This window comes from Agromyces sp. NPDC058110 (genome assembly GCF_042884735.1).
GTDB lineage: Bacteria > Actinomycetota > Actinomycetes > Actinomycetales > Microbacteriaceae > Agromyces.
On record NZ_JBHVTI010000004.1, the window covers coordinates 118514 to 145253 of the forward strand.

Genomic DNA, 26740 nt, shown 5'->3' on the forward strand with positions numbered 1-26740 from the left:
GCGCCCGATCTCAACCGTTGACATGACGAATCTCCACCGTGACATTCTCCCCTGCGACGGCGACGACCGCCGACAACCCGACAGCACGGGCGACCGACGCGAGGCGTTCGATCGCACGACGATTCGGCGGCTCGGCGCCGAACGGGGCCTCGAGCGAGATGAGCAGCGTGCGCTCCTGCGTGAGGTCGGCCTGCTCGCGATGCACCCGCACTCGGATCGACGCCGCACGGTGCTCGCTCGCCAGCCACGACATCAGTGCCGTGAGCGCGGCCCGCTGGTCGTCGCGCAGTGCCGCGACGGCGGTGTCGTTCTCGACGACCTCGACCGGGATTCCGCGCCTGCGCTCGAGATCCGCGGCGACGTCGGCGAGCCAGGTCGACGTCTCCTCGTCGCGGAGCGTCGAGCGGAGCGCCTCTGCGAGTTGGCGGGCCCTCGCGGCATCCGCCACCGAGATGCGCTCGGTCACGAGGATGGTGGCGAGGAACGGCAGCACCTCGCGACGGAGCACCGCGACCCGCCCGTGCTCGTCGGACCTGGCGAGACCCGCGCGCAGTTCGGCGTCGCGCTGCAGCAGCACCTGATTGGCCTTACGCTGCCACGCGAGCGTGATCTGCACGATCGCCCACGAGTACCCCGCGGCCGCGGCACTGGCCACCGCCGTCGGCGCCACGTAGAACAGCACCATCACCATGACGGGCAACCCGTGCCAGTCTGGCCCGCCCGCTCCGCCCACGAGCACCGCGAGCACCGCGGTCGAGAGGGCTCCGGCGGTCAGCAGGGTGATCCAACTGCAGTACGGGGCGAGCGAGATCATGAGCACGCCGACCACGAGCGGCCCGAAGTCGTCGTAGACGTAGCGGTCGTTGCCGACGGTGCTGAGGTACTCGGCGACGGCGGCGCCCAGCGCGACGACGACGACGACCCAGAGCCGCTCCGGCGTGAAGGGAGCCCTCGACGGCCGGGCTGCGACGGTCGCGGCGACGGCCGCCACGTTCACGAGCAGCACCGCCAGGATCGCCGCGAACGGCGAGACCACCTCCTCCCAGTGCACGATCGTCATGATGATCGCGATCAGCGTGGCGACGGCGCCGGCGAAGTGCTGCAGGATCGACGAACTCGTCAGGCCGACGATCGGGTCGATGTCCTTCGGAGCGAGGCGCGCGGTGCTCATGCGCCCCCCGTCGGCATCGCGAGCACGACGGTTGTGCCGAGCCCGATCGCCGACCAGACCCGAGCCGAGCCGCCCTCGCGCTCGAGCCGGGCGACGACCTCGCGGAGACCGCGGCGCCCGGCCGGCACGCGTTCGGCGTCGAACCCCGCCCCGACGTCCATGACCGCGACGGTCACCTCGCCGCCGCCCGAGCCGAGCACGATCTCGACCTCGTCGACCCCGGCGTGGCGCGCGACGTTGTGCAGGCACTCGGCGACGGCCCCGTCGAGCTCGGCCGCACGCTGCGGGCCCAGCATGGCGAGCACCGCGAGATCGCCCGACATCTGCACGTCGAGGCCGTCGTCGGCCGCCATCGTGAACGCCTGGTCGAGCACGGCCATGCCGTCGGCCGCGATGGGGTCGTCGGTGCGCTGCTCCTCGCCGTGCTGCGCGACCCAGTCCCTGCCGACGAGCAGCGTGAGGTCGCTGCGGATCTCGGCGCGCAGCCGTTCGTCGACCGGACCCGAGCCGCTCGAGGCGACGGCGAGCAGGTGTCCCATCGCGGTGTCGTGCAGGCGCGTGATGGCCTCGAGCTCGTGGTCGCGCCGCACGGTCGCCTCGCGCACGGCCGCATTCGCGCGCACGAGGGCCGCCTGGCGACGCAGGCCCGACCGCCGGGTCAGCCCGTCGACCGTGCGCACGAGCATCACGAACACGGCGACCGCGGTCGCGGCGACGCTGATGTGGAAGGTCGAGCCGCTGGCCGACGCACCGACGAATGCGGCGGACTGGCCCACTGCGTACGCGACGGCGACCCAGGTGCACGCCATGACCGACCCCGAGCCCGAGCCGCCGACCAGCACCAGCGCGATGCAGGGGATCGCGACGACCGCGTTGTCGGTGGTGCCGAGGTCGTAGCCCGAGCGCATGGCGATCGCGGTCATCCACGCAGTCGCCGCACCTCCGACGACGAGGTAGACGAGGGTCGACGCGAGCGTGCGGTGCAGGGCGACGATCGACAGCAGCCCGATCATGACGAGGCTCAGCCCAGCCGCGATCCACCCGCTGGCCTGGCCGCCGAATGCCAGGGTGAGCGCGACGAGGGCTCCCACGCCCAGGTACACCCAGGCGGCCACATGACCCGCGTGCACGATCGCCCGACCGACGGAATCACGCGAGACGTCGCCTGGCAGCCCAAGCGTCATGCGGACCTCCGTGCTCGTGCCGAGTGCATCGGGTGTTCACACTGGACTCTCCGGATTATCCCAGCATCGGCCCGAGATCGTGCAATTCGCGGGCGGGCGCGAATTCAGAACAGCACGTCGGGCGCCGCCGCGAACTCGGTGCGCTCGGCCGCTCGGCGGGCGGCGAATCGGGCGGTCGTCTGCGCGGTCGCAGCCGAGCGCACCCCGCCGGTCGCCGGGTCCTCCTGCCCGCGCGCGAGTCCGTGGGCGCGCAGCAACGGGGCGACGCGGGCGGCCAGCCACTTGCGGTACTCCTTCGGCGCGTACGCGTTCTGGCCGTAGTACATCGACCGGTACTTCGGCACGAGCTCCGGATGCTCGCGCTCGAGCCACTGCATGAACCACGGCTTGACCCCCCCGCGCAGGTGCAGCGCCGAGTACACGACGCTCGTGGCGCCGGCCGCCTTCACCTGGCGCAGCGCCTCGTCGAGGTGGGCCCGGGTGTCGGTGAGGTACGGCAGGATCGGCATCAGGAACACCGTGCAGTCGAGGCCGGCCTCGCGCACGGCCGTCACGGTCGCGAGCCGGGCCTTGGTGCTCGGAGTGCCCGGCTCGATCGACTGCTGCAGCTCGTCGTCGTAGACCGCGATCGACATGGCGAGGTCGACCGGCACCTGCCCGGCGGCGTCGACGATCAGCGGCAGGTCGCGACGCAGCAACGACCCCTTCGTGAGGATGCTGAACGGCGTGCCGCTCGAGGCGAGCGCGTCGATGATGCCGGGCATGAGCCGGTATCGACCCTCGGCACGCTGGTACGGGTCGGTGTTCGTGCCGAGCGCGACCGGCTCGTGCCGCCACGACCGCTTCGCGAGCTCGCCCGCGAGCACCTCGGCCACGTTCACCTTCACGATGATCTGCCGGTCGAAGTCGTCGCCGGCATCGAGGTCGAGGTAGGTGTGCGTGGGGCGGGCGAAGCAATTGTGGCTCACCACGCCGTTCGCGATGAAGTCCCCCGTCGACGTCGTGATGTCGAGCAGGTCGCGCTCTTCGCCGAGCGCCTCGACTCTCACGACCCGCAGGTCGGCGCTGCTCTTGATCGCAGTGCCGACCAGCGCGAGCCTTCGCGTGATGGCCGGCTGCGAGATGGCGAAGAACGCGTTTCGGGCCGGCAAGCCGCCCCTGAGGCGGATGTTCGCAACACCGATTGCATTCGCCTTCTCGCGGACGAACGGGAGCCCGAACCGCGCCATCGATTGCTCGATCTCACCCAGGATGCTCTCGTCCTTGTTGGAGATCCTCAGAACGCCACGACTGCACGACCCCTCAGCGTCGAAGATGCCGCCGAGGAACCCTGCAGCCCACTCGTCGCACGGGTCCGATGGCCACTCGATCAGGCGCGAGATCGTTTCGTGATCGGCGCGACGCGCGGTACGGATCGCCGACATCGCCCGACGTCTCTCCGTCGCGGGCGCGAACTCGAACGGCTTCGTCTTCACGCCGAAGCGTTCGAGAAAGGCGCGCGAACGTTCGAGGCCCTCGACGTCGGCGAGGGCGAGGCGAAACTGGTGGACGTTGTTCGGCGTGCCGCTCGGTCTCCGGTAAGTGCGCGCGAACAGCAGCCCGTCGCCGCGGATCATGCCCGTGAGGTATCCCATGGCATACCGATCGGACGACGTGGAGATGTCGGGGCGGCGGCCCGACCTCCCGAACCCCATGAGGGAGTTCGCGGTCGTCAGGTAGGGCCGCTGACCGGGCCCGCTCATGGACCCGGTGACGTGCTTCCATCCGCGGTCGGTCAGGAAGCGGTGGTCACCGCTCGCGATGATCGAGGTGCCGTCGGCAAGGGTGATACGGTACGCCGGCTTGCGCGTCGACCACTTCGCGAGCACCTTCGCGGGGGTGTATCGGCGGTACCGCCCCTCGGTGCGGGTGCCGAGCACCTCATCGCCGACTTGGAGCTGCGCGAGTTTCTTCTCGCGGCCGTCGCTCATCGTGATCACCGTCTGCGGGTCTAGGCAGTACACACAGGCATGGCTGCAGCCCCGGTAGGGGTTCACGGTCCAGCTGAAGGGCATCGACGACGGGCCGGGCACATGGTTCAGCGCAGACTTCGCGAGCACCTCGTGGAAGGTCATGCCCGCGAAGTCGGGCGTCTGCACCGCGCGGACCAGGTTGTTCAGCCGTGCGAGGCCCGGCAGCGTTCCCGCCTGGTCGACGCCCAGCTCCTGGCCACTCCATCTCACCCAGACATTCGAACACATGTTCGAATGAGTTGCAAGCGGCGCGCTGTGACATCCAGGGGTCGGATGCCGCAGCGCGCCGCTGTTCGGATCGGAACCGCCGCTCAGGCCGGAACCGCCGTGCGGGCCACCCGCCCGCCCGTCAGCTCGAGCCGCTCCCCCGACCACCGGCGTCGGAGCCACCGATCGTGGCTGGCCACGACGACCCCGCCCGGATAGGTGCCGAGCGCCTCCTCGAGGTCGGTCGCGAGTGCCAGCGAGAGGTGGTTGGTCGGCTCGTCGAGCAGGAACAGGTGCGGCGGCCGCGCGAACACGAGCGCGAGCGCCAGCCTGCGCTGCTGTCCGACCGAGAGCGCACCCACTGGCCTCGACTCGTCGCGCGCGGCGACCAGGCCGAGGCTCGAGAGCGGCACCTGCTCGGCGCGCCGCTCGCCGAGCACCCGTTCGTAGACCTCACGTGCGGGGGCCGCGGGCTCCGCGAACCGCACGTCCTGCTCGAGCACCTGCACGCGGAGCCCTCGACGCCGGCGCACGGCGCCGCCGTCGACCCGCAGGGTTCCCGCGAGCACGTGCAGGAGCGTCGACTTGCCCGCGCCGTTCGCGCCGGTCACGAGCAGACGCGCATCCGATCGCACGCGCAACGACGACACGGCGAGCCGGTCGCCGACGACGGCGTCCGACACCGCGACGAGCGGGCCGTCCTCGTCGTCGAGCGCGTGCGAGCCCTGCGGGATGCCGGCGAACGCGAGCGGTGCAGGCGGCTTCGGCACCTGGTCGCGCTCGAGCTCCTCGAGGCGCACCTCGGCATTGCGCACGCGACGCGCCACCGCGGTCTCGACGCTCTCGCGCTTGAAGTGCTTGAGGAACTTGTCGTTGTCGGTCGGCGCACGCCCGTGCGCGACCCGACGGGCACCGCCGTCGCCCGCGAGCATCGCGGTGAGCGCCTCGAGCTCGTGCTGCTCCGAGTCGTGCTGGCGCTCCCACCGGCGTCGTTCGTCGGCCTTCACCGCGAGGTACTCGGTGAACCCACCGCCGAAGACGGTGCCGCCGGATGCCGCGAGCAGGTCGTCCTGGCTCGCGCGCTCCGAGGTCGCGTAGACCGGAGCGCCGGAGCGCTGGGCGGTCGGCTCCTGGTCGACGGCCGCGAGCGCGCCGCGCCGACCGGGGTCGAGGTCGACGAGACCCGTCGCGACGCGATCGAGGAACTCCCGATCGTGGCTCGCGAACAGCACGGGCCCCCGCCAGGCGCGCAGCTTCGCCTCGAGGAAGTCCGCCGCAGTGTCGTCGAGGTGGTTGGTCGGCTCGTCGAGCAGCAGCGCGTCGGGCCCGCCGAGCAGCAGCGCGGCGAGCGCGAACCGGCTCCGCTGCCCGCCCGACACCTCGTCGAGGCGTCGTTCGAGCCCGATGCCGGCGACGCCGAGACCGTCGAGCAGCTCGTCGCGGCGGGCCGTGGCACCCCAGACGTCGGCCTGCTCGGCCGCGTCCAGCGCGGCCGCGTACCGATCGGCGGATGCCGCGGCGAGCACCTCGTCGTCGGTGCGGGTCGCCTCGGCCATCGCCTCGGCGGCCAGGTCGAGCTCGCGCTCCACCGCGCGCACCTCGACGAGCGCGCGCTCCAGCAGGTCGCCCACGAGGTCGCCCGACTCGAACGCCGGTTCCTGCAGCAGCAGGCCCGTGCGCCGCGGCCGGGTGACGACCCCGTCGGCGGTGACCGGCGCAGGGCCGGCGGCCGACGCCCGGCGCCCGCCCGCGGCATCCGTCGCCTGATCGGAGGCGAGCAGTCGCAGCAGTGTGGACTTGCCCGCACCGTTCTCGCCGATGAGGCCGAGCCGTTCGCCGGGCGAGACGGAGAATTCGAGATCGCTGAACACACGGCGATCGGGGTACTGCGCCGACAGGCCGTCGGCGCGCAGGTAGAAGGATTCGATGATGCGTACCGGCATGCGGACGCCCTTTCACGAGTGCTCCCGAGCCGTCGACGGATGCCGCGTGCCTGCGGTCGGTCGAACGGTGCACCGCGCGGGCCCGTCGCGTGCGCGTGGTAGCGCCGGCGACCCGGGAGCGGAAGAAGGTTCCCGCCGGGCATTGCCGAGATGGGAGCAGCCGTCACCGTCGCGAACGGTGGAATGGGTACACCCGGTGTCTACGGCGCCTCAGGCGCGGGACGGTGGGAGTACTCACTTCATAGCGGGGTCGACGATAGCAGACGTCGACCCCGAATGCACGCGTCCGTTCAGGCGCTGAGCTGCAGCGTCTTCGCGGTCTCGGCGAGGGAGGCCTCGGCCTCGGCGGTGTCGGCCGACAGCTCGGTGCCGTAGCTCGGGATCATCTCGCGGAGCTTCGGCTCCCACTCGGCCATGCGGTCGGGGAAGCAGCGCGCGATCACGTCGAGCATGATCGGTGCGGCCGTCGACGCGCCGGGCGAGGCGCCCAGCAGGCCCGCGATCGTGCCGTCGGCGCCGGTGATGACCTCGGTGCCGAACTGCAGGATGCCGCCCTGCTTCGGGTCCTTCTTCATGACCTGCACGCGCTGGCCGGCCGTGATGAGCTCCCAGTCGTCGGTCTTCGCCGTGGGCATGAACTCGCGCAGCGCCTGCATCTTCTTCTCGCGGTTCGCCATGAGCTCGCCGACGAGGTACTTCACGAGGTCGAAGTTCTTCAGGCCGACCTGGATCATCGGCCCGAGGTTGTGCAGTCGGATCGAGAACGGCAGGTCGAACCAGGTGCTCGTCTTGAGGAACTTCGGCGTGAAGCCCGCGTACGGCCCGAAGAGCAGCGCGGTCTCGCCGTCGACGACGCGCGTGTCGAGGTGCGGCACCGACATGGGCGGTGCGCCGACGGCGGCCTTGCCGTAGACCTTCGCCTGGTGCTGGGCGACCAGCTTGGGGTTCGTGGTGCGCAGGAACTGGCCCGAGATCGGGAACCCGCCGAAGCCCTTGATCTCGGGGATGCCCGAGTGCTGGAGCAGCGCGAGCGCGCCGCCGCCCGCACCGACGAACACGAACTTCGCGTTCACGGTCTTGGGCGTGCCGCCGACGAGGTGCTTGACGCGGAGGCGCCAGGTTCCGTCGTTCTGGCGCTTCAGGCGCGTGACCTGGTGGTTCGTGTGGATCTCGGCACCGCGGTCGGCGATGTCGGTGAGGAGGTACTTGGTGAGCGCGCCGAAGTCGACGTCGGTGCCGGAGACGATGCGGGTCGCGGCGACCTTCTGCTTGGGGTTGCGCTTCTTGGCGAGGAGCGGGGTCCACTCGGCGATGCGCTCGAGGTCCTCGGTGTACTCCATGTCGGGGAAGAGCGGCTGGTCCTTGAGGGCGGCGACGCGCTTCTTCAGGTACTCGATGTTGGCCGCGCCGCGGACGAACGTCATGTGCGGGGCGGTGTTGATGAAGTTGTGCGGCTCGGGCAGCGCGCCGATCGACACGAGGTGCGCCCAGTACTGGCGGCTGATCTGGAACTGCTCGTTGATCGAGATGGCCTTGGCGGCGCTCACGGTGCCGTCGGCGTTCTCGGGCATGTAGTTCAGCTCGCAGAGCGCGGCGTGGCCGGTGCCCGCGTTGTTCCACGCGTTCGAGGACTCCTGGGCCACCTCGCCGAGGCGCTCGTAGACGCGGATCGACCAGTCGGGCTGAAGCCGGGAGATGAGGGAGCCGAGCGTCGCGCTCATGATGCCCCCGCCGATCAGGACGACGTCGACGGATTCCGCTGAATTCACGGATTCCAGTGTAGGCGCCGCCGAGCACCCCTCCGACCACGTCCCTTCGACGTCGAGACAGTGCCGATTCGGCCGCTGATCGGGCGAGATCGGAGCGAGCGGATGCCGCGGGCGGGCGCGGTGCGTTCGGCGGGCCGCCCGCGGCATCCGTCGTTCAGAGTGCTGCGATGCCGCCGCCGATGAGCCCGACGCCCGCCGTGACGAGGCCGATCGTGAGCGAGAGCGCGCCGATCCAGAGCAGGGAGATCGCACGGCCCGGCTTCTGCGGGTCGGCGCCGAGCACCGAGAGGAAGAAGCCGGCGGGCATGAGGATCGCGGCGATGGGCGCACCGAGCCTCGCGACCCACATCCACGCGCCGTCGAGGGCTGCGGACTCGAGCACGCCGAGCACGGCGACCGAGAGCACGAGCAGCACGGCCGCGTGCGCGTGCCCGGCGCGGTAGAAGCTCTGCTGCAGGCGATTGGCAGGCGCGAGCCCGCGCACGACGCGGGTGAGGAAGTAGCCGCCGCTCTCGACCGTGACGAGTGCGAGCAGCAGGGTGCCGATGAGGATGAGGTCGATCGCGTGGTCCATGCGGGAGTCCTTCGGATTCCATGATTGGATAGTTGTACTCTCCAATATTAGAGAGCGGTACTATCCAATGCAAGGGGTCGTCCGATGCGATCCTCGAGCAGGCACGAGCAAGGAGCCCCGATGCGCATGTCCGCCCTCGCCGCCGAGGCAGGCCTCCCCGTGGCGACCGTCAAGTACTACCTCCGCGAGGGGCTGCTGCACGCCGGCACCGCGACCGGTGCGACGCAGGCCGTCTACGACGAGGGGCACGTGCGCCGACTCCGGCTCGTGCGCGCCCTCACGGGCCCCGTCGGCCTGAGCGTGCAGCAGGCGCGCACCGTGCTCGAGCTCGTCGACGAACCGGGAGGCGACCTCTACTCGACCCTGGGCCGGGCGGTCGGTACCCTGCCCCCGGCCGGCGCGAACCCCGTCGAGGCAGCGGACCCGTACCCACGCGCCCGCGCGGCCCTCGAGGCGCTCGGGCAGGTCTACGACCCCGCGTTCGCCGCGGTCGCCCAACTCGAGGGCGCGCTCGCCGCGGCGGAAGACGCCGGGCTCGCGATCGACGGCGAACGACTCGTGGCCTACGGTCGGGCGGCGACCGACATCGCCGCGTTCGACCTCTCGCGGCTGCCGACCGAGCCGCACGCCGCGGTCGAGTACACCGTGCTCGGCACCGCGCTGTACGAACCCGTGCTGCTGGCCCTGCGACGCCTCGCGCACCAGGACGCCGCGGTGCGCCGCCTGCCGCAGGCGGACTGAACCGCGCCGGCCAGCGCCCCGCGCGACCCGCAGGACCCGGCGCCACCGAACGGTCGCGAATGGTCGTTCCGAACGCGTCGTGACGACCATCTGCGACCGTTCGACCGGCTCACCCGCCCGTCGCCGCCGGCACCGCCGACTCGCCCACGGCGGCGGCGACCTCGCCGCGCGCGCGGGCGAGTGCGACGGCACCCGCACCTCCGGACTCGAGCGCGAGCAGCGCCGCCCCCACGATCGGCGCGCTCGCGAAGAACTCGAGCACCGCACCGGGCGCCATCGCGGCAAGCCCCGCCGCGATGCGCCCGAGCAGCCGGGGATCGCCCGAACGCACGACGCCGCCCCCGAGGACGACGGGCACCGTGCGATCGAGCAGGTCGAGTCTGGTGAGGCAGGCCCGCACGAACGCGAGGATCTCGTCGGCCTGACGGTCGACGAGCGCGCCCGCCACCGCATCGCCGCGGCGGGCCGCCTCGAACACCACCGGCGCCAGCTGCGACAGCTCCGCCGGCGCGCGCCGACCGAAGTGCAGGTCCTCGATCAGGTCGGCCAGCGACCCCGCTCCGAAGCACTCGACGATGCCGTCGGACAGCGTCGTCGGCTCGCCGCGACCGTCGGCAGCGCGCGCCGCGAACCAGAGCGCCTGCTCCCCCAGCCCGTACCCGCCGCCCCAGTCGCCCGAGATCGCCCCGAGCGACGGGAACCTGGCCGAGGCGCCGTCGGCGCGCACCCCGATCGCGTTCACGCCCGTGCCGCACACCACGGCGAGCGCGTCGGGCGCGTCGGTGCCGGCGCGGAGCAGCGCGAACAGGTCGTTGTCGATCACGGTCGACGGCGAGGCCCATGGCAGCCAGTCGATCGCCTCGCGATATCGCGCGATCTCCACCGGCAGGTCGAGGCCCGACAGGTACAGGTCGACCTGCACCACGGGCCGTCCGGCGGAGACCGCGTTCACCAGCTCGTCGACCACGGCGACGGATGCCGCGAGCCCCTCGAGCTGCGGGCTCGATCCCGGGCCTCGGCGATGCGCGACGACGCGGCCGTCGAGCGTCAGGGCGACGGCGTCGGTCTTCGACCCGCCGCCGTCGACCCCCACGACGACCGGCTCGGCGCCCGCGGCGGATCGGCGCCCGCCCGCGGCATCCGTCGCCCTGATGCCGGCGCTCATGCCCACTCCAGGAATCGTGCGTTCTCGGCGAGCAGCAGGTCGGTCAGCCGCTCAGCGCGATCGTGCTGCAGCACGAGCGGATGCGCGCGCATGGCCCGCAGCACCCGGTCGCGGCCGCCGTGCAGCGCGGCGTCGAGCGCGAGCCGCTCGTACCCCGCGACGGCGGCGATCAGGCCGCGGAGGTCGTCGGGCAGCGGCGCGACCGGCTCGGCGCGGAACCGACCGTCGCGATACACCGCCGGCACCTCGATCACGTGGTCGTCGGGAAGGAAGGGGAGCACGCCGTCGTTCCGCAGGTTGACGACGCGTGCCCGCGAGGCGCCGTCGCGCATGGCCGCCAGCAGCTCGATCGCGGACTCCGAGTAGAACGCGCCACCGCGACCCTCGAGGGCGGCGGGCTTCTCGCGCTGCGCCTCGTCGGCGTACAGCTCGAGCAGCTCGCGCTCGATCTCCTGCACCGCGGCCGCCCGCGTCGGCGACTCGCGCTGCTCGCGCAGCACCTCGTCGTGCGCGTAGAAGTAGCGCAGGTAGTACGAGGGCAGCACGCCGAGCCCCGCGATGAGCTCGGGAGCCAGGTGCACGTCGCCCGCGAGCTCGCCGAGGCGGTCGCGCAGCAGCCCTGGCAGCTCGTCGCGCCCGTCGACCAGCACGCTGCGCTCCCAGGTGAGGTGGTTGAGGCCCACGTGCCCGAGGCTCACCCGGTCGTGCTCGACGCCGAACAGCCCGGCGAAGCGCCGCTGGAAGCCGATCGCGACGTTGCACAGCCCGACGGCGCGGTGCCCGGCCTCGAGCAGGGCTCGCGTGACGATGCCGACGGGGTTGGTGAAATCGACGATCCACGCGTCGGGCTTCGCGTGCTCGAGCACCACGTCGGCGATGCGCAGCACCACGGGCACGGTGCGCAGCGCCTTCGCGAGCCCGCCGGGCCCGGTCGTCTCCTGCCCGATGCAGGCGACCTCGTGCGGCCAGGTCTCGTCGGCGTGCCGCGCGTGCTGCCCGCCGACGCGCAGCTGCACCAGCACGGCGTCGGCGTCGGCCACGCCGGCGACGAGGTCGGTCGTGCCGACGACCCGGCCGGGGTGCCCCGCATGCGCGAGCATCCGCCGCGACATGCCCGCGACGAGCGCCAGGCGGTGCTCGTCGGGATCGACGAGCACGACCTCGTCGATCGGCAGCACGTCGCGCAGGCGCGCGAAGCCGTCGATGAGCTCGGGGGTGTAGGTCGAGCCGCCCCCGACGATCGTGAGCTTCATGGTCCCTCCTCGGGGATCGAGTGGTCTGCGGTGGATGGTGGGTGGTCTGCGTTGGGTGGTCTGCGTTGGGTGGTCTGCGGCCGAGCGCCGGTGGGCGCCGGAGGGGTCGGCGGAGCGGCGGCCGGGTGGGCGGTGGCATCCGGGGTCGACGCATGGCGCTCCGACGGAGCGAGGGGCGACCGGATGCCGCATCCGCCCGCCGTGGCGTGGCAGCGGGTCAGGTCGCCGGGGTGATGTCCGCCTCGAGCAGGTCGCGGATGCGCTCGACGAGCAGTCGTCGCGCGCCGAGCAGCACGGGCTGGTCGCCCGTGGTGCTGGGCCGCACCGAGAGGCGCGGATGGGTGGTGCGGTCGAGTCGCGCGGTCACCCGCGCGGCGAGCGCGTCGCCGCCGGCCGCACCGGTCGGCCCGCCGAGAACCAGCAGGTCGGGATCCACGATCGCGAGCATCGGCGCGACCGCGATGACGACCCGGTCGGCGACGGCTTCGAGCGCCGCCCCGTCTGCCGCCAGGCGGGGCAGCACGTCGACGAAGCGCTGGCCGGGCGCGGCGCCGAGCAGCCGTGCGACCGGGCGTCCACCGACGAGCCCGGTCAGGTCGTCGACCCCCGGTTCGAGGTCGTTCGCGCTGCGGGGCGCCTCGAGGTAGCCGATCTCGCCCGCGCCGCCCGACGCGCCGCGGTGCACCACGCCGCCGAAGTCGAGCGCGACGCCGAGGCCCTGGCCGATCCAGAAGTGCACGACGGTCTGGGCGTCGATCGCGGCGCCGACCGCACGCTCGGCCATCGCGGCGAGGTTGACGTCGTTCTCGAGCACGACGGTGAGGCCGAGGGCCCGCTCGATGCGCGCCCGAGCGCCCGTCTCGGGCCAGCCCGGCAGGGTGTCGGTGAGCGAGAGCGTGTCGCCGACGACGTCGACCGCCGCCTGCACGCCGACGGCGACGATGCTCACGGTGCCCGGATCGACCGAGGCGGCCGCGCAGGCCGCGTCGATCGCTCGGCGCACGTCGTCCTCGGGCGTGCGCCCGCCATCGGCGAGGGTGAGCTCGGCGATGGGATGCTCGTCGTCGGTCGCGTCGACCACGACCGCGTGGATGCCGTCGGCGAGCATGCTCACCGCGACGCCCGTGATGCGATCGCGCCGCACGCCGTAGCTGATCGCGTTCGGGCCGCGACCGGCGGAGACCTCGCCCACCGGCTGGATCAGGTCGACGCGCTCGAGCCGCGCGAGCATCTGCGCGGCCGTGGGCTTCGACATGCCCGAGAGCGTGCCGAGCTGGGCCCGCGTGAGCGGACCGTGCTCGAGCAGCAGGCGGAACGCGGTGCGGTCGTTGTGCGTGCGCAGCCACGTCGGCGTGCCCGGGTCGATGCCGCTCACGTTCCCCCCTCTCTGCGACGCACTCGTCGCCCGCTCGATGTCTTCGGTCGGATGCAGCATGTCAGCCGCCGCTCCGCACCTCGTCGCGGAGCGCTCCGAGCCGCTCGGGATCGGCCGCGGCCTCGAGCAGCCGCTTCGTGTAGTCGTGCTGGGGATCGAGGATCACGGCGTCGGCCGACCCCCGCTCGACGATCTCGCCACGGTACATCACGAGGATCTCGTCGGAGAAATGCCTCGCGGTGGCGAGGTCGTGCGTGATGTACAGCACGCCGAGGCGCTCCTCGCGCTGGAGCGCGGCGAGCAGGTTCAGCACGCCGAGGCGGATCGACACGTCGAGCATCGAGACGGGCTCGTCGGCGACGATGAACCGCGCGCCGGGTGCGAGCGCCCTGGCGATCGCGACGCGCTGCCGCTGGCCGCCCGAGAGTTCGTGCGGGCGACGCTCGGCGAACTGCGTCGCGGGCGTGAGCCGCACGCGCTCGAGGAGCGCGAGCACGCGGTCGCGCACTTCGGCCCGGTCGAGCTCGGGGTGGTGGATGCGGATCGGGCGCTCGAGGTGGTGCTCGATCGAGTGGAACGGGTTGAGCGAGGCGAACGGGTCCTGGAAGACCATCTGCACGTCGCCCCGGTAGGCGGCGAGCGCCCGCCCGTGCGTTCCGCTCGGCGCGCCGTCGAGCAGGACCTGACCGCCGGTCGGCGACTCGAGCTTCGCGATCATGCGGGCGATCGTCGACTTGCCGCTGCCGCTCTCGCCGACGAGGGCGATCGTCTTGCCCGCCTCGAGCGTGAACGACACGTCCTTCACGGCGTGCAGGGTCGACACCTTGAGCCCGCTGCGGAGGCGGAAGTCCTTGACGAGGTTGCGCGCCTCGAGGCTCGCGACGGGCGTCGTGGCCCCGAGCGCCGACGCGTCCGGTGCGTGCTGCGCGTTCGGCTCGTGCTGCGCGTTCGGCTCGTTCACAGTGCCTCCGTGCTCGTCGTGAGGGCCGACGCGACGGGCATCGCACCGGTGCGGATGAAGTCGCCGCGGTCGCCGCGCAGGCTCGGGAAGCTCTCGAGCAGTCGCTGCGTGTACTCGTGCTGCGCGTCGCGATAGATCTCGTCGGCGGTGCCGAGCTCGACGATCTCGCCGCGCAGCATGACCGCGATGCGGTCGCTGATCTCGATGAGCAGCGGCAGGTCGTGCGTGATGAAGATCACCGCGAACCCGAGGCGCTCGCGCAGGCGCATGATCTCGCGGATGATTCCGCGCTGCACCACGACGTCGAGCGCCGTCGTGGGCTCGTCCATGATCATGACCTGGGGGTCGAGGGCGAGCGCCATCGCGATCATCATGCGCTGGCGCATGCCGCCCGACAGCTCGTGCGGGAAGCTCGTGAGCCGGTCGGGATCGACGCCCACGAGCTCGAGCAGCTCCCGGCTGCGCTCGAGGCGCTCGGCCTTGCGCATCTTCGGGCGATGCGTGCGGAACACGTCGTCGAGCTGCGCCTTGATGCTGAGCACGGGGTTCAGCGAGTTCATCGCGCCCTGGAACACCATCGACACCTTGTCCCAGCGGAACGCGCGCAGCTGCTCGCCGTTCAGGCTCACGACGTCGATGTCGCGGCCGTCGCGGTCGTGGAAGACGACCTCGCCGCTGCTCATCATGGCCGGCGGCTTCAGCAGCCGGTTCAGGCCGTAGGCGAGCGTGGACTTGCCGCAGCCCGACTCCCCCGCGAGCCCGAGGATCTCGCCGCGGTGCAGCGTGAGCGACACGTGCTTCACGGCTTCGACGGGCGGGTCGACGAGGTACTCGATCGACACGTTCGTCGCGGTGAGCACGGCATCGGCGTGTACCGGATCGTCGGCGACCCGACTGACGATCGCGGCACCCGAGGCGACGGAATCGGCGGCGCTCATGCGACGCTCCCCTCTGCGGCGACGCCGCGGCCTTCGCGCGCGGCCTTGCGGACGCGGCGGGAGTACTCCGGTGCGATGCGGAGCTTGGGGTTGATGACCTCGTCGATGCTGAAGTTGATGAGCGAGAGCCCGGCGCCGAGCAGCGCGATCAGCAGGCCCGGCGGCACGAACCACCACCACGCGCCCATGCCGATCGCCTGCCCGGTCTGCGCGTCGTTCAGCATGGTGCCCCAGGTGATCGACCCCGTCGGGCCGAGGCCGAGGTACGACAGGCCCGCCTCGCCGAGGATGGCGAAGATGATCGCGAACAGGAACTGCGCGGTGAGCAGCGGCAGCAGGTTCGGCAGGATCTCGACGAGGATCACGCGGTGCGTGCGCTCGCCGGCCACCCGGGCGGCGGCGACGTACTCGCGCGCTCGCAGCGACCGCGACTGCGCACGCAGCACGACCGCGGGCCCGGCCCACGCCGTGATGCCGAGCACGAACGCGACCAGCAGCCAGCTGCGCCCGGGCACGTAGGTCGCGATGACCATGACGAGCGGCAGGCCCGGAATCACGAGCATGATGTTCGTGACGAGCGAGAGGATCTCGTCGGACCAGTTGCCGAGGTAGCCGGCCAGCACGCCGAACAGCACCGAGAGCACCAGCGCGATCGTGCCGGCGACGATGCCGATGAGGAGCGACCCGCGGGCGCCCGCCGCGAGCTGGGCGAACACGTCGTATCCGAGCTTCGTGGTGCCGAGCCAGTGCTCGGAGCTCGGGGGCTCGAGCGACGGGTTGCCGCTGTAGGTGGGGCTCTGCGTGAAGAACGGCGCGATGATCGCGAACGCGACGATGCCGAGCACGAGCACGAGGCCCGCGGCGAGCTTGAGGGTGAGCTTCGGCATCCGACTGCTGATGCCGCGCTTGCGGGCTTCGGCCTCGGCACGCCCGGTGTCGGGAACCGAGCTGATGATGCCGATGGGGGCGACGACCTGGTCGTCGGGGGTCCGGTCGACGAGTGCCTCGTCGACCACCGTGCGTGGTTCAGACATTGTGACGCGCTCTCGGGTCGATGAATCCGTAGACGAGGTCCATGAGGAAGTTGGCGGCCAGCACCGTGATGGTGATCACGAGGAACACGCCCTGCATGAGCGCGTAGTCGTTGTTCTGCACGGCCTGGAACATGAGCTTGCCGACGCCCGGGTAGGTGAACACCTGCTCCATGACGATGGAGCCGGCGACCACGAATCCGAGCGTGATCGAGAAGCCCGCGATCGAGGGGATCGCGGCGTTGCGCGAGGCGTACGCCTGGAGGATGCGCCGGGGGCGGAGCCCCTTCGCCTCTGCGGTGACGATGTAGTCCTCGCTGAGGGTCGCGACCATCATGTTGCGCATGCCGAAGAGCCATCCGCCGACCGAGCTCAGCACGATCGTGATCGCGGGCAGGATGCCGTGGTAGATCGCGTCGCTGAGGAACGCCCAGGTCGGTTCGGGGCCCTCGGGGAAGGCGAACACGTCGTAGCCGCCGAAGATCGGGAACCAGCGCAGGTTGACGGCGAACACCGCCACGAGGATGAGCGCCAGCCAGAAGTACGGGATGGACTGCAGCACCGTCGTGCCCGGCACGAGGTGGTCGACCCACGTGCCACGACGCCAGCCGACCCACGCGCCGACGCCGATGCCGAGCACGAACGCGATGATCGTCGAGAGGCCGACGAGCACGAGCGTCCACGGCAGCGCGTTGGCGATGAGCTCGGTGACCGGGGTCGGGTACTTCGTGACGGAGATGCCGAGATCTCCCTGAAGCAACCGACCCCAGTAGCCGAGGTACTGCTCCCAGAGGGGAACGTCGTCGCCGGAACCCAGGATGAGCCTGATGTTGCGGATGGTGGTCTCGGAGACCTCGCCGGCACGCTGCATCTTCGCGATGAGGATCTCGGCGGGGTCGCCGGGCATCAGCCGCGGCAGGAGGAAGTTGAGCGAGATCGTCGCCCACAGGGTCACGAGGTAGATCGTGATCCGTCGTGCGTAGAACTTCATCTGGTGTGCTCTGCTTCGAACTCGATCCTGGGTTCCGACTCGGGTTACTTCGCGGGCGTCAGGTTCGCGAGGATGACGCCGGCAGCCGAAGCGCCCCAGGCGGGCGGGAAGGCGTACAGGTCGTCCTCGGTCGGCCAGCCGGTGTAGTCCTTCGAGTTGGTGAAGGTCTGCGTGGCGTTGATGACGAGCGGGATGTAGGGCAGGTCACGCACGATCTCGGTCTGGATCGTGGCGTACGCGTCCTTCTTCGCGGCCTCGTCGTTCGTGGCCGCAGCCGCGGCGACGGCCTGGTCGACGACCGGGTTGGAGTATCGGCTGAAGTTCCACGTGCCCGGTGCGAGCTGCTCGCCGACCTTGACCGTCGAGGCGCCCGAGAACCAGTCGTTGTAGATCTGGTACGGGTCGGCGACGGAGGTGCCGACGACGCCGCCCATGATCAGCTCGAACTGGCCGGTCTGGCGGGCGTCGGAGAACTCCTGCCACTGCACGGTCGAGGCGTTGACCTTGATGCCGGCCTCGGCCGCCTCTTCGGCGATGAGCTTCGCGGCGTCGTTGTAGTCGGTCCAGCCGTCGACCGAGATGAGGTCGAGCTCGATGGGCGTGCCGCCCTTGCCGTAGAACCCGTCGGCGCCCTTGGTGTAGCCGGCGGCCTCGAGGATCTTGCCTGCCTCGGCGACGTCGGGCGACTGCGGGCTGACCGCGTTCGCCGGGTCGGCGAGCCACTTCTCGTCACGAGGGAGCAGTGCGAAGGTCGGCGAGATGTCGCCCGTGAGGCCGACGAACGCCTTCTCCTTGATCGTGGAGCGGTCGATCGCGACGTTCAGCGCCTGGCGCACCGCGACATCCGTCTGCTCGCCGACGCAGCCGAGGTCGGCGTTCGCGCAGGTGTAGAGGACGGTCGGGTCCTGCGGCGTGTTGATCGTCGAGATGATGCCGTTCGAGGTCACGTCGTCGGGGTTCGGGATGAACATGCCGGTCCAGTCGAGCTCGCCGGCGCTCAGCAGGTCTTGGGCGGACTGGTTCGCATCGAGGCCGATGTACTGCACCTTCTTGACGGCGGGCTTGCCCTCTTCGCGGTAGTTCTCGTTCGCGACGATCGTGTACGACGCCTCGGTGACCGAGTCGACGACGTACGGGCCGGTGCCCACGGGGTTCTCGTCGGTGAACGTGGCGAAGTCGTCGACCTCGCTCCAGATGTGCTCGGGCAGGATCCAGGTCGAGCCGAGGATCGCGAACTCGCGCGTGAACTGGGGGCTGTCGAAGGTGAGCACGACGGTGGTGTCGTCGGTGGCCTCGGCACTGACGAGGCCCTTGTCGGCGTAGCCGTTGGCCTCGTAGTCGAAGGTGAAGACGACGTCGTCGGCGGTGAACGGCTCGCCGTCGCTCCACTTCACGCCGTCCTTCAGCTTGACGGTGAGCACGGTGCCGTCTTCGTTGAACTCGAACGAGTCGCCGATGAGCGGGGTGGGGGCTTCGTCGGCGGTCTTGTTGTAGAAGAAGAGCGTCTCGTAGACGGGCCCGAGCGCCGCGTGCAGCACGGTCGGCGCGAACGGGTTGAAGTTCGCCGTGATGGGCGTCTGGCTGCCGGCCCAGACGCGCAGGGCGGCCTGGGTGTCGGAGGAGCCTCCGTCGTCGGACGACGGGGCGCACCCCGTGAGGGCGAGTGCGACGGCTGCCGCGCCGGCCGCCAGGGCGAGGGCTGCGGAGCGCTTGGTTCGAATCATCGGTGCGTCGTTCCTTTCGGTGCTTCGTTGCGGTGAAGGTGCAGGGGTGATGCGTGACGCCGCTGTGTTGCAGGAACCGTTCGGCGTGACTGGAAGGAAACCTAACAGAAAAGAACTTAACTGGAAAGACTCTTTGTAGTTTTAGATCGGATGCCGCGGGGTCGGCATTCGCACGACCCGTTCGAGACCAGCGCAGGCACCGTTCGAGCCGCCTCGTCGGCACCGCCCGGCAGACGCGAAGGAGCCCCGGAACTCCCCTTCAGCGGGGAATTCCGGGGCTGGCGGATCGGCGATCGGCGGCGGCGGCGCGGCAGCGCGGCTCAGCGGGCCCACGGCCCGCCGAACGCGGCTCAGTCGACCAGCGCGGCGAGCGCCGGCAACTGCGCCGGGTCCTCGAGCGCCGAGCCGACCGCGACGGTCCGCACGCCCGCATCGAGGAAGGCACGGGCGTTCGACGCGTCGATGCCTCCGGTGCCGACGAATCGCGCCTGCGGGAAGGGGCCCGCCATCGCCCGGAACCACGGCACTCCGAGCAGTGACGCCGGGAACGCCTTCATCCAGGTGAGCCCGAGCGCGAGCGCGGCCTGCACCTCGGTCGCCGTCGCGACGCCCGGCAGTGACGGGAGCCCCGCGGCGGTCGAGGCTCGCACGACGTCGGCGTCGAATCCGGGGCTCACGGTGAACGCGGCGCCGGCCGCCGCGGCGAGCTCCACGTGTCGCGTCGTCAGCACGGTGCCCGCGCCGACGAGGCGCCCCTCGGCACGTCCGGCCTCGGCCACCGCGCCGAGCGCCGCGACATCCGCCTCCGACTGGATCGGGAGCTCGACCAGGTCGATGCCGAGGTCCCACGCCGTGCGCGCGAGCTCGAGGCTGCGATCGACCCCCAAGCCGCGGAACAGCGCCATGAGCGGTCGGCCGGCGAAGATCTCGTCGAAGACGGCGTTCGAGACGAGGCCGTCGACGACGGCGGCGTCCGCGCGGCCGGCACCCGCGGGAGCGGCGCCCGGGCCGGGTGCGGCCTCGGCGACGAACACGGCCTCGGCGACGGATGCGGGCGTGGCGGGAATCCGGGTCATGTCGGTCCTCGGGAAGTCGGCGGTGTCGGCGATGGTCAGCACGGCGCGCTCGTGCCCGGCGCGGAGGCGTTCGGCCGCGGGTCGACCGGCGAGCATCGCGTGCAGGTGTCCGGCGGCGAATGCGTCGCCCGCCCCCACGAGTTCGACGGCGTCGACGACGAGGGCCGGCACGTGCACGACCGCGTCGGAAGGGCCCGCTCCGCCCTCGCCCGCCGCACGCTCGAACGAGGTCGCTCCGACCGCGCCGTCCTTCACGACGAGCTCCCGGACCGCGGGCAACAGCGCGCGGACGGCCTCGGGCGTGGCCGTGCCCCAGAGCGTCTGCGCCTCGTCGAGCCCCACGAACACGATGTCGGCGCGGGCGGCGAGCGCGAGCAGGCGGCGCGCCGCGGCATCCGTCGACGACCAGAGCGACGGCCGGTGGTTCACGTCGAAGCTCACCGGAACCCCTGCCGCGGCGGCAACGTCGAAGATCGCATCGATGAGGGCATCGCAGTCGCGCGAGAGGGCCGGCGTGATGCCGGAGACGTGCACGAGGCGCGCGTCGGCGATCGGCAGCCGGTCGGCGAAGGCCGGTCCGAGTCGCGACGCCGCCGACCCCGCCCGGTAGTAGCGCACGCCGTTGCCGGGGTCCTTGACGTAGAGGCCCGTCTGCGCCGTGCCGTCGCGCTCGACGAGCGTCGTGTCGACGCCGAGTGCGGCGATCTGGCCGACCAGTCGGCGGCCGAGCGCATCGTCGCCGACGGCGCTCGCCCAGGCGACCGGCGTGCCGAGCGCGGCGAGGTGGGCCGCGACGTTCGACTCGGCGCCGCCCGGGTCGAGGTGGAAGCCCCGTGCCGATTCGAGGGGCTCGGCGATCGAGGGCGTGACGAGCACCATCGTCTCGCCGACGGTCAGGACTTCGGGGCTCGGGCTCATGCCCTTATGCTGACTGGTGTGCAGATTCGGTGCAAGCCGGTTGCAGCATATGCAACAGCCGCCGAATCCACCGACGATGAGGAGCAGCGGATGCCACGACGGATCGACGATCTCGGCGACGAGGTGCTCGGCCCGGCCGACACGGGCCTGCCCGCTCGGGCCGCGGGCCTGACGGTGCGCGAGTTCCTCGCGACCCGACCGCGGCTCGGCGAGTTCTGGACCCCGCTCACGGTGCTCGACGCCGAGGCCATGCGGGCCAACGCCGCGACGATCCAGACGTGGGCCGAGTCGCACGGCATGGAGCTCATGCCGCACGGCAAGACCACGATGTCGCCCGCGCTCTGGCACCTGCAGCTCGATCGGGGCGCGACGGGGCTCACGCTCGCGACCCCCGGGCAGGTGCGCACCGCCCGGGCCTTCGACGTGTCGAGCATCATGCTCGCCAACGCCCTCGTCGCCCCGCCCGCGCTCGCGTTCATCGCCGGCGAGCTGGCCGACCCCGACTTCTCGTTCCGCTGCTGGGTCGACTCGGTCGACACGGTCGAGGCCATGGAGCGCGGCCTCGCCGAGGCATTCGAAGGCACGGATGCCGCGCTCCCCCGCCGCATCGACGTGCTCGTCGAGCTCGGCGCGCCCGGCGGCCGCACGGGCGCCCGCTCGATCGACGCGGCCGTCGGGCTCGCGCGCCGCGTCGCCGACTCCCCCGTGCTGCGCCTCGCGGGCGTCACCGGCTACGAGGGCAGCCTCGGGCACGACCGTTCGCCCGCCGCGCTGGCGGCCGTGCGCGGCTACCTCGCCGACCTCGTCGCACTCCGCGACGTGCTGGTCGACCAGGGCCTCCTGACGCTCGACGCGAGCGCCTCCGACGTCATCGTGAGCGCGGGCGGCAGCGCCTACCTCGACCTCGTCGCCGAGGCCTTCGCCCCCGCGATCGAGGCGGATGCCGCGGCGGGCCGTCGCACCAGGTGGATCCTGCGGTCGGGCGCCTCCCTGCTGCACGACCACGGGTTCTACCGCGGCATCTCGCCGCTCGACGACCTGCTCGAGCCGGCCATGCGCGGCTACGCCCGCGTCGTCTCGCACCCCGAGCCCGGCCTCGCGCTGCTCGACGGCGGCAAGCGCGACCTCCCGTACGACGAGGGCCTGCCCGTGCCGCTCGGCGTCGCGCCGACCCTCCGGGCCGCGGCGCTGGGCGCCGCGCACCTGTCGGATGGTGCGGAGTCCGGCGGCGACGGCGCACGCGCGCTGCCCGCGGCATCCGTCACCGCCCTCAACGACCAGCACGCGTACCTGCGCGCCGACGACGAGGGCGCGCACCTTCCCGTCGCGATCGGCGACGTCGTCGCGCTCGGGCTCTCGCACCCGTGCACCGCGTTCGACAAGCGGCGCTGGCTGCCCGTCGTCGAGCGCGCGGGCAGCGACGTGGTCGTCGACCTCGTGCGGACGTTCTTCTGATGCCCGCCCCCGAGCGGGAACCCGCGACGGTGCTCATCGTGCGCGACGTCGTCGCCGTCGACGGCGATGCCGGGCCCGGAGCCGAGCTCGCCGCGCCGGTCGACATCGTCGTCGAGCACGGGCGCATCGCGCGCGTCGCGGCCGCAGGCAGCGCGACCGCCGCGCCGTCCGACCACGTCGTCGACGGCCGCGGGCGCCTGCTGCTGCCCGGTTTCGTCGACGCCCACGCCCACGCCGACGGCCTGCTCTTCGACCCCGACGTGCAGCTCGCGCTCCTGCGTCAGGGCGTCACGACCGTCATCGGCGGCCAGGACGGCGTCTCGTACGCACCGGGCGACGGCGCATACGCGAGCGAGTACTTCGCGGCCGTCAACGGTCGGCATCCGGGGTTCGACGGCGGCGGCATCGGATCGCTCCTCGCCTCGTACGACGGTGCGACGGCCCTGAACCAGGCCCTGCTCGTGCCGGCCGGCACCGTGCGCCGCGAGGTGTGCGGCCGGTCCACCGACGCCGCGACCCCCGCCGAGCTCGACGAGATGCTCTCCCTGGTCTCGGCAGGTCTCGCCGACGGCGCCGTGGGACTGTCGACCGGGCTCGACTACGTGCCGGGCGCATTCGCCACGACCGACGAACTTGCTCGCCTCGCCGTACCCGTCGCAGCGGCGGGCGCCGTCTACGTGTCGCACATGCGCGGGGGCTACGAGTCCGGCTCGCAGGCGGGCATCGACGAGATCCGGGCGATCGCCAGGCACTCCGGTGTCGCCGCGCACGTGTCGCACTTCCACGCCGAGCCGCACCTCGTGCACGGGCTCATGGCGGAACTCGCGGCATCCGGCGTCGACGCCACGTTCGACGCGTACCCGTACACGCGCGGCTGCTCGATCCTCGCGATGCCCGTGCTCCCGGCTTCGCTCACGGTGCGGCCGACCGCCGAGGTCGTCGCCGCCATCGCCGACCCGGTCGAGCGGGCGCGCCTGCTCGACGACTGGTTCCCGACGATCGTCGACTACCCGAGCCTCGGCCCCGACTGGCCCGAGCAGCTCACGCTCGCGCACGTCGCTGCGCCCGCGTTCGCGTGGGCGCACGGCCTGACGATCGGCGCGGCGGCCGCTCGGGCGGGCACGACCCCGGCCGAGTTCACGCTCGACGTGCTCGCGGCCTCGCGGCTCGAGGTCAACGTGGTCATGGCCGTGCGCTACGCACGCACCGACGCCGACCTCGCGTCGATCCTCGGGCACCCGCGCGCCATGGGAGGCTCCGACGGCATCTTCGTCGGGGCGCACCCGCACCCCAGGGCGCGCGGCTCGTTCGCGAGGTACCTGCGCTCGCTCGTCGTCGCGCAGCGGGCGATCGGATGGTCGGATGCCGCGGCGCTCGTCTCGACGCGGGCGGTCGACCGCTTCGGGCTCGGCGACCGCGGCCGCGTGCGCCCGGGGGCCATGGCCGACCTGGTGCTCGTGGATCCCGACCGGGTCGCCGACCGGGCCACCTACGACGAGCCGCTCGCCCTGGCCGAGGGCATCGACGACGTGTTCGTCGCCGGCGTTCCCGTGCTCGCCGGCGGGCGACTCACCGGGGCGACGCCGGGCCGCGGCATCCGTCGGTCCGACGAGGGCCGCATCCGGAGCGGCCCCGCACACCGGAGCGGCTCTGCGCACCGGAGCGGCCCTGCGCACCGGAGCGGCCGTGCGCACCGGAGCGCCGCAGCAGAGAGCGAGGGCTGACATGTCCCAGTCCGTCACGCGCGCCGCGCGCATCATCGACGCGATCGCGGCCGACCCGCGCACGGTCGTCGAGCTCGCCGAGGCGTTCGGCCTGCACCGTTCGACCATGTTCCGCGAGCTGCAGGCGCTCGAGGAGGTCGGCTGGGTGCGTCGACGCGGCAACGGCCGCTACACGCTCGGCACGCGCCTCGCCGCCCTCTCGCGGGAGGCGCTCGAGTCGCTCGACCTGCGCGACGTCGGCGCCGAGCACGTGCGCAGGCTGCAGCGCCGCACCGGCAACACCGTGCACCTCGCGGCGCTCATGGAGCGGTCGATCGTCTACGTCGACAAGGCCGAGGACGAGTCGGGCGTGCGCATGTACTCGCGCATCGGCAAGGCCGTGATCCCGTACTGCTCGGCCGTCGGCAAGGCGATCCTCGCGAACCTCGACGTGCCCCGCCGCGACGCCGTGCTCGACGGCGTCACCTGGGAGCGCTACACCGACCTCACCATCACGACGCGCGAGCGCCTCGACGACGAGCTCGTGCGCGTGCGCGCCCGCGGTTGGGCCACCGACGACCGCGAATTCGAACCCTACGTGAACTGCCTCGCGGTGCCCATCGAGAGCCCCCTCGGCGTCGTCGGCGCCATCTCGGTGACCGCCGTGCGCATGGTCGCCGACCTCGACCAGCTGAAGCGCCACCTGCCCGCCCTGCGCGAGGCGGCTGACGCCATCGCGGCCGAGATCGCCTGACACCGCGGATGCCCCCGGGCGCGCCGCGGCACCCGCCCACCATCCACCAACACCATCCACCGACCACCTCACCGAAACTGGAACACCCTGGAGGACCCAATGCCCAAGACCGCCGTCACTCTCTCGAACGCCCCCAAGCCGGCCGGCCCCTACAGCCACGGCGTGGTTGCGAACGGGTTCTTGTACACCGCGGGCTTCGGCCCGCAGGACCCGGCCACCGGCCTCGTCGTCGAGGGCGGCGCCGCCGAGCAGACCCGTCAGGTGCTGCGCAACATCGGCGCCGTGCTCGCCGAGTACGGCCTCACGTTCGACGACGTCGTGAAGGTCACCGCCCACCTCGAGGACCTCGCCGACTTCGCCGAGTACAACGTCGCCTACGCCGAGTTCTTCACCGAGCCCTACCCGGTGCGCACCACGGTCGGCTCGCGCCTCGCGAACATCCTCGTCGAGATCGACGTCGTCGCGGCGATCCCGCAGGACTGACCCCGCGTTCGGGCGCACGCCGCCCCTTCCCTCGTAGACTGGCCCGACACCGGCCGCTGGGGAGGGGGCGACGTGCCGAACGAAGCCGCGCGCGGCGACGAGTCCGCCATGCGCCACGACCGCGACGACGCACGCTACGTGCTCCGCGGCCCCGACGTGTCGCCCGCCGAGACTGAACCCGCCGAGGCGGAACCGACCGGGACGGCGTCGCTCGAGGCGGCCTCGGCCGACCAGACCGGCCCGCCTCCCGTCAACGGAGGCGCTCCCGGTGCCGCCGTCGCGTGGGCCGCCGGGCCGCAGGCACCGCGTCGATCGGGCCGAGCGCTGCCCATCGCCCTCATCGCTGCCGCGGCAGTGCTGCTGCTCGGCGTCGCCGCCTTCGCGACGACCCTCGTCATCGTGTCGCAGCAGCCAGCGGGCAATCCCTTCCGGGATCGCACCCTCTTCGTCGACCCCGATTCGAGCGCCGCCCGTGCGGCCGCGACATCCGGCACCGACGAGGAGCGCGAAGCGGCCGCGCTGATCGCGCAGTCCCCCGCGGCGATCTGGTTGACACCCGAGCAGGTCCTGCCCGGAACCGCGACCGCTGCGGTCGCCGACCTCATGGCCCGGGCGCAGGGGGCGGACGCTCTCCCCGTCCTCGTCGTCTACGGCATCACCGACCGCGACTGCGGCGGGTTCTCGTCGGGCGGGCTGCCGCGCGCGGCGTACCTCGACTGGGTCGACGAGATCGCGGCTGGGCTGGGCGATCGCACGAGCATCGTCGTGCTCGAGCCCGACTCCCTCGCGCTCGCCGACGAGTGCCCCGACCCCGAGGCGCGCACCGCGCTCGTGCGCACCGCCCTGGCGCGCTTCTCCGACACTGGGGCCGAGGTCTACCTCGACGGAGGCCATTCCGCCTGGCTGCCCGACGAGCGCATGGCCGAACTGCTCACGGCCGCAGGGGTCGACGGGGCTCGCGGCTTCGCCACCAACGTGTCCAACGCGCAGGCGACCGACGACGAGGCCGCGTACGCCGCACGGATCTCCGATGCGCTCGGGGGCGGCGCGCACGCGATCATCGACACCTCGCGGAACGGCGCGGGGCCGCCGCCGGACGGCGAGTGGTGCAACGCGCCGGGTCTCGCGCTCGGCGAGGGGCCGCACGCACTCGACGACCAGGTCGTCGACGCGGTGCTCTGGGTGAAGCCGCCGGGCGAGAGCGACGGGACCTGCAACGGCGGGCCGACCGCGGGCACCTGGTGGCCGGAACAGGCGGTCGAGCTGGTGGCGAACGCCGATGGGCGCTGAGGATCACGAGGAACCGGGGGGA

At 72.1% G+C, this 26740-nt stretch carries 21 protein-coding genes; 6 read left to right on the forward strand and 15 right to left on the reverse strand.

Annotation, left to right across the window (positions count from 1 at the left end; translation table 11 throughout):
* Nucleotides 1-10: 10 nt before the first annotated feature.
* From ACFVS8_RS10790 to ACFVS8_RS10815, 6 genes are all read right to left on the reverse strand, one after another.
* The gene (locus ACFVS8_RS10790; protein WP_387061495.1) at nucleotides 11-1171 is read right to left on the reverse strand and encodes a hypothetical protein; all 1161 of its coding nucleotides are present in this window, start codon (nucleotides 1169-1171) and stop codon (nucleotides 11-13) included.
* Nucleotides 1168-2355, reverse strand: a complete 1188-nt coding sequence (locus ACFVS8_RS10795) for a sensor histidine kinase (protein WP_387061498.1) — start codon at nucleotides 2353-2355, stop codon at nucleotides 1168-1170. Before ACFVS8_RS10795 ends, ACFVS8_RS10790 begins: the two co-directional genes overlap by 4 nt.
* A 104-nt stretch (nucleotides 2356-2459) precedes the next feature.
* Nucleotides 2460-4577: an intein-containing Rv2578c family radical SAM protein gene (locus tag ACFVS8_RS10800; protein WP_387061501.1), complete on the reverse strand. Its 2118-nt coding sequence runs from the start codon at nucleotides 4575-4577 to the stop codon at nucleotides 2460-2462.
* Nucleotides 4578-4678: 101 nt separating this feature from the next.
* Nucleotides 4679-6517, reverse strand: coding sequence for an ABC-F family ATP-binding cassette domain-containing protein (locus tag ACFVS8_RS10805; RefSeq protein WP_387061504.1), 1839 nt, complete (start codon nucleotides 6515-6517; stop codon nucleotides 4679-4681).
* Between the two features lie 290 nt (nucleotides 6518-6807).
* The gene (locus ACFVS8_RS10810) at nucleotides 6808-8286 is read right to left on the reverse strand and encodes a malate:quinone oxidoreductase (RefSeq protein WP_387061507.1); all 1479 of its coding nucleotides are present in this window, start codon (nucleotides 8284-8286) and stop codon (nucleotides 6808-6810) included.
* A 154-nt stretch (nucleotides 8287-8440) separates the two neighbouring features.
* Nucleotides 8441-8860, reverse strand: coding sequence for a hypothetical protein (locus ACFVS8_RS10815; protein WP_387061510.1), 420 nt, complete (start codon nucleotides 8858-8860; stop codon nucleotides 8441-8443).
* Nucleotides 8861-8980: 120 nt separating this feature from the next.
* Here ACFVS8_RS10815 and ACFVS8_RS10820 point away from each other — a divergent pair, with 120 nt between their 5' ends.
* Complete coding sequence (locus tag ACFVS8_RS10820) at nucleotides 8981-9601, forward strand: MerR family transcriptional regulator (RefSeq protein WP_387061512.1); 621 nt, start codon at nucleotides 8981-8983, stop codon at nucleotides 9599-9601.
* Between the two features lie 109 nt (nucleotides 9602-9710).
* Here ACFVS8_RS10820 and ACFVS8_RS10825 read toward each other — a convergent pair whose 3' ends face one another.
* From ACFVS8_RS10825 to ACFVS8_RS10865, 9 genes are all read right to left on the reverse strand, one after another.
* Entirely contained in the window at nucleotides 9711-10766 is a 1056-nt protein-coding gene (locus tag ACFVS8_RS10825; protein WP_387061515.1) for an N-acetylglucosamine kinase, read from the reverse strand.
* Entirely contained in the window at nucleotides 10763-12019 is a 1257-nt protein-coding gene (locus tag ACFVS8_RS10830; RefSeq protein WP_387061517.1) for a 6-phospho-beta-glucosidase, read from the reverse strand. The genes ACFVS8_RS10825 and ACFVS8_RS10830 overlap by 4 nt, the downstream gene beginning before the upstream one ends.
* A gap of 217 nt (nucleotides 12020-12236) precedes the next feature.
* Nucleotides 12237-13394, reverse strand: coding sequence for an ROK family protein (locus ACFVS8_RS10835; protein WP_387061521.1), 1158 nt, complete (start codon nucleotides 13392-13394; stop codon nucleotides 12237-12239).
* A gap of 61 nt (nucleotides 13395-13455) precedes the next feature.
* Nucleotides 13456-14217 (reverse strand): ABC transporter ATP-binding protein, encoded by a 762-nt coding sequence (locus ACFVS8_RS10840; RefSeq protein WP_387062595.1) that lies wholly within the window; start codon nucleotides 14215-14217, stop codon nucleotides 13456-13458.
* A gap of 134 nt (nucleotides 14218-14351) precedes the next feature.
* Complete coding sequence (locus ACFVS8_RS10845; RefSeq protein ID WP_387061524.1) at nucleotides 14352-15293, reverse strand: ABC transporter ATP-binding protein; 942 nt, start codon at nucleotides 15291-15293, stop codon at nucleotides 14352-14354.
* Nucleotides 15290-16327: an ABC transporter permease gene (locus tag ACFVS8_RS10850; protein ID WP_387061527.1), complete on the reverse strand. Its 1038-nt coding sequence runs from the start codon at nucleotides 16325-16327 to the stop codon at nucleotides 15290-15292. Before ACFVS8_RS10850 ends, ACFVS8_RS10845 begins: the two co-directional genes overlap by 4 nt.
* On the reverse strand, nucleotides 16320-17315 hold the full coding sequence (locus ACFVS8_RS10855) for an ABC transporter permease (RefSeq protein ID WP_387061530.1): 996 nt from the start codon (nucleotides 17313-17315) through the stop codon (nucleotides 16320-16322). The genes ACFVS8_RS10850 and ACFVS8_RS10855 overlap by 8 nt, the downstream gene beginning before the upstream one ends.
* A gap of 44 nt (nucleotides 17316-17359) precedes the next feature.
* Entirely contained in the window at nucleotides 17360-19039 is a 1680-nt protein-coding gene (locus ACFVS8_RS10860) for an ABC transporter substrate-binding protein (RefSeq protein WP_387061533.1), read from the reverse strand.
* A 350-nt stretch (nucleotides 19040-19389) separates the two neighbouring features.
* Nucleotides 19390-21033: a PfkB family carbohydrate kinase gene (locus ACFVS8_RS10865; RefSeq protein ID WP_387061536.1), complete on the reverse strand. Its 1644-nt coding sequence runs from the start codon at nucleotides 21031-21033 to the stop codon at nucleotides 19390-19392.
* Nucleotides 21034-21123: 90 nt separating this feature from the next.
* Here ACFVS8_RS10865 and ACFVS8_RS10870 point away from each other — a divergent pair, with 90 nt between their 5' ends.
* From ACFVS8_RS10870 to ACFVS8_RS10890, 5 genes are all read left to right on the forward strand, one after another.
* Complete coding sequence (locus ACFVS8_RS10870; protein ID WP_387061539.1) at nucleotides 21124-22488, forward strand: hypothetical protein; 1365 nt, start codon at nucleotides 21124-21126, stop codon at nucleotides 22486-22488.
* The gene (locus ACFVS8_RS10875) at nucleotides 22488-24212 is read left to right on the forward strand and encodes an amidohydrolase family protein (protein WP_387061542.1); all 1725 of its coding nucleotides are present in this window, start codon (nucleotides 22488-22490) and stop codon (nucleotides 24210-24212) included. The genes ACFVS8_RS10870 and ACFVS8_RS10875 overlap by 1 nt, the downstream gene beginning before the upstream one ends.
* A gap of 1 nt (nucleotide 24213) precedes the next feature.
* Complete coding sequence (locus ACFVS8_RS10880; protein ID WP_387061545.1) at nucleotides 24214-24945, forward strand: IclR family transcriptional regulator; 732 nt, start codon at nucleotides 24214-24216, stop codon at nucleotides 24943-24945.
* 99 nt (nucleotides 24946-25044) lie between these two features.
* Nucleotides 25045-25428 carry a RidA family protein gene (locus ACFVS8_RS10885; RefSeq protein WP_387061548.1) on the forward strand — a complete coding sequence of 128 codons (384 nt, stop codon included), beginning with the start codon at nucleotides 25045-25047 and terminating at the stop codon, nucleotides 25426-25428.
* A gap of 72 nt (nucleotides 25429-25500) precedes the next feature.
* Nucleotides 25501-26718 carry a glycoside hydrolase family 6 protein gene (locus ACFVS8_RS10890; RefSeq protein WP_387061552.1) on the forward strand — a complete coding sequence of 406 codons (1218 nt, stop codon included), beginning with the start codon at nucleotides 25501-25503 and terminating at the stop codon, nucleotides 26716-26718.
* Nucleotides 26719-26740 lie beyond the last annotated feature (22 nt).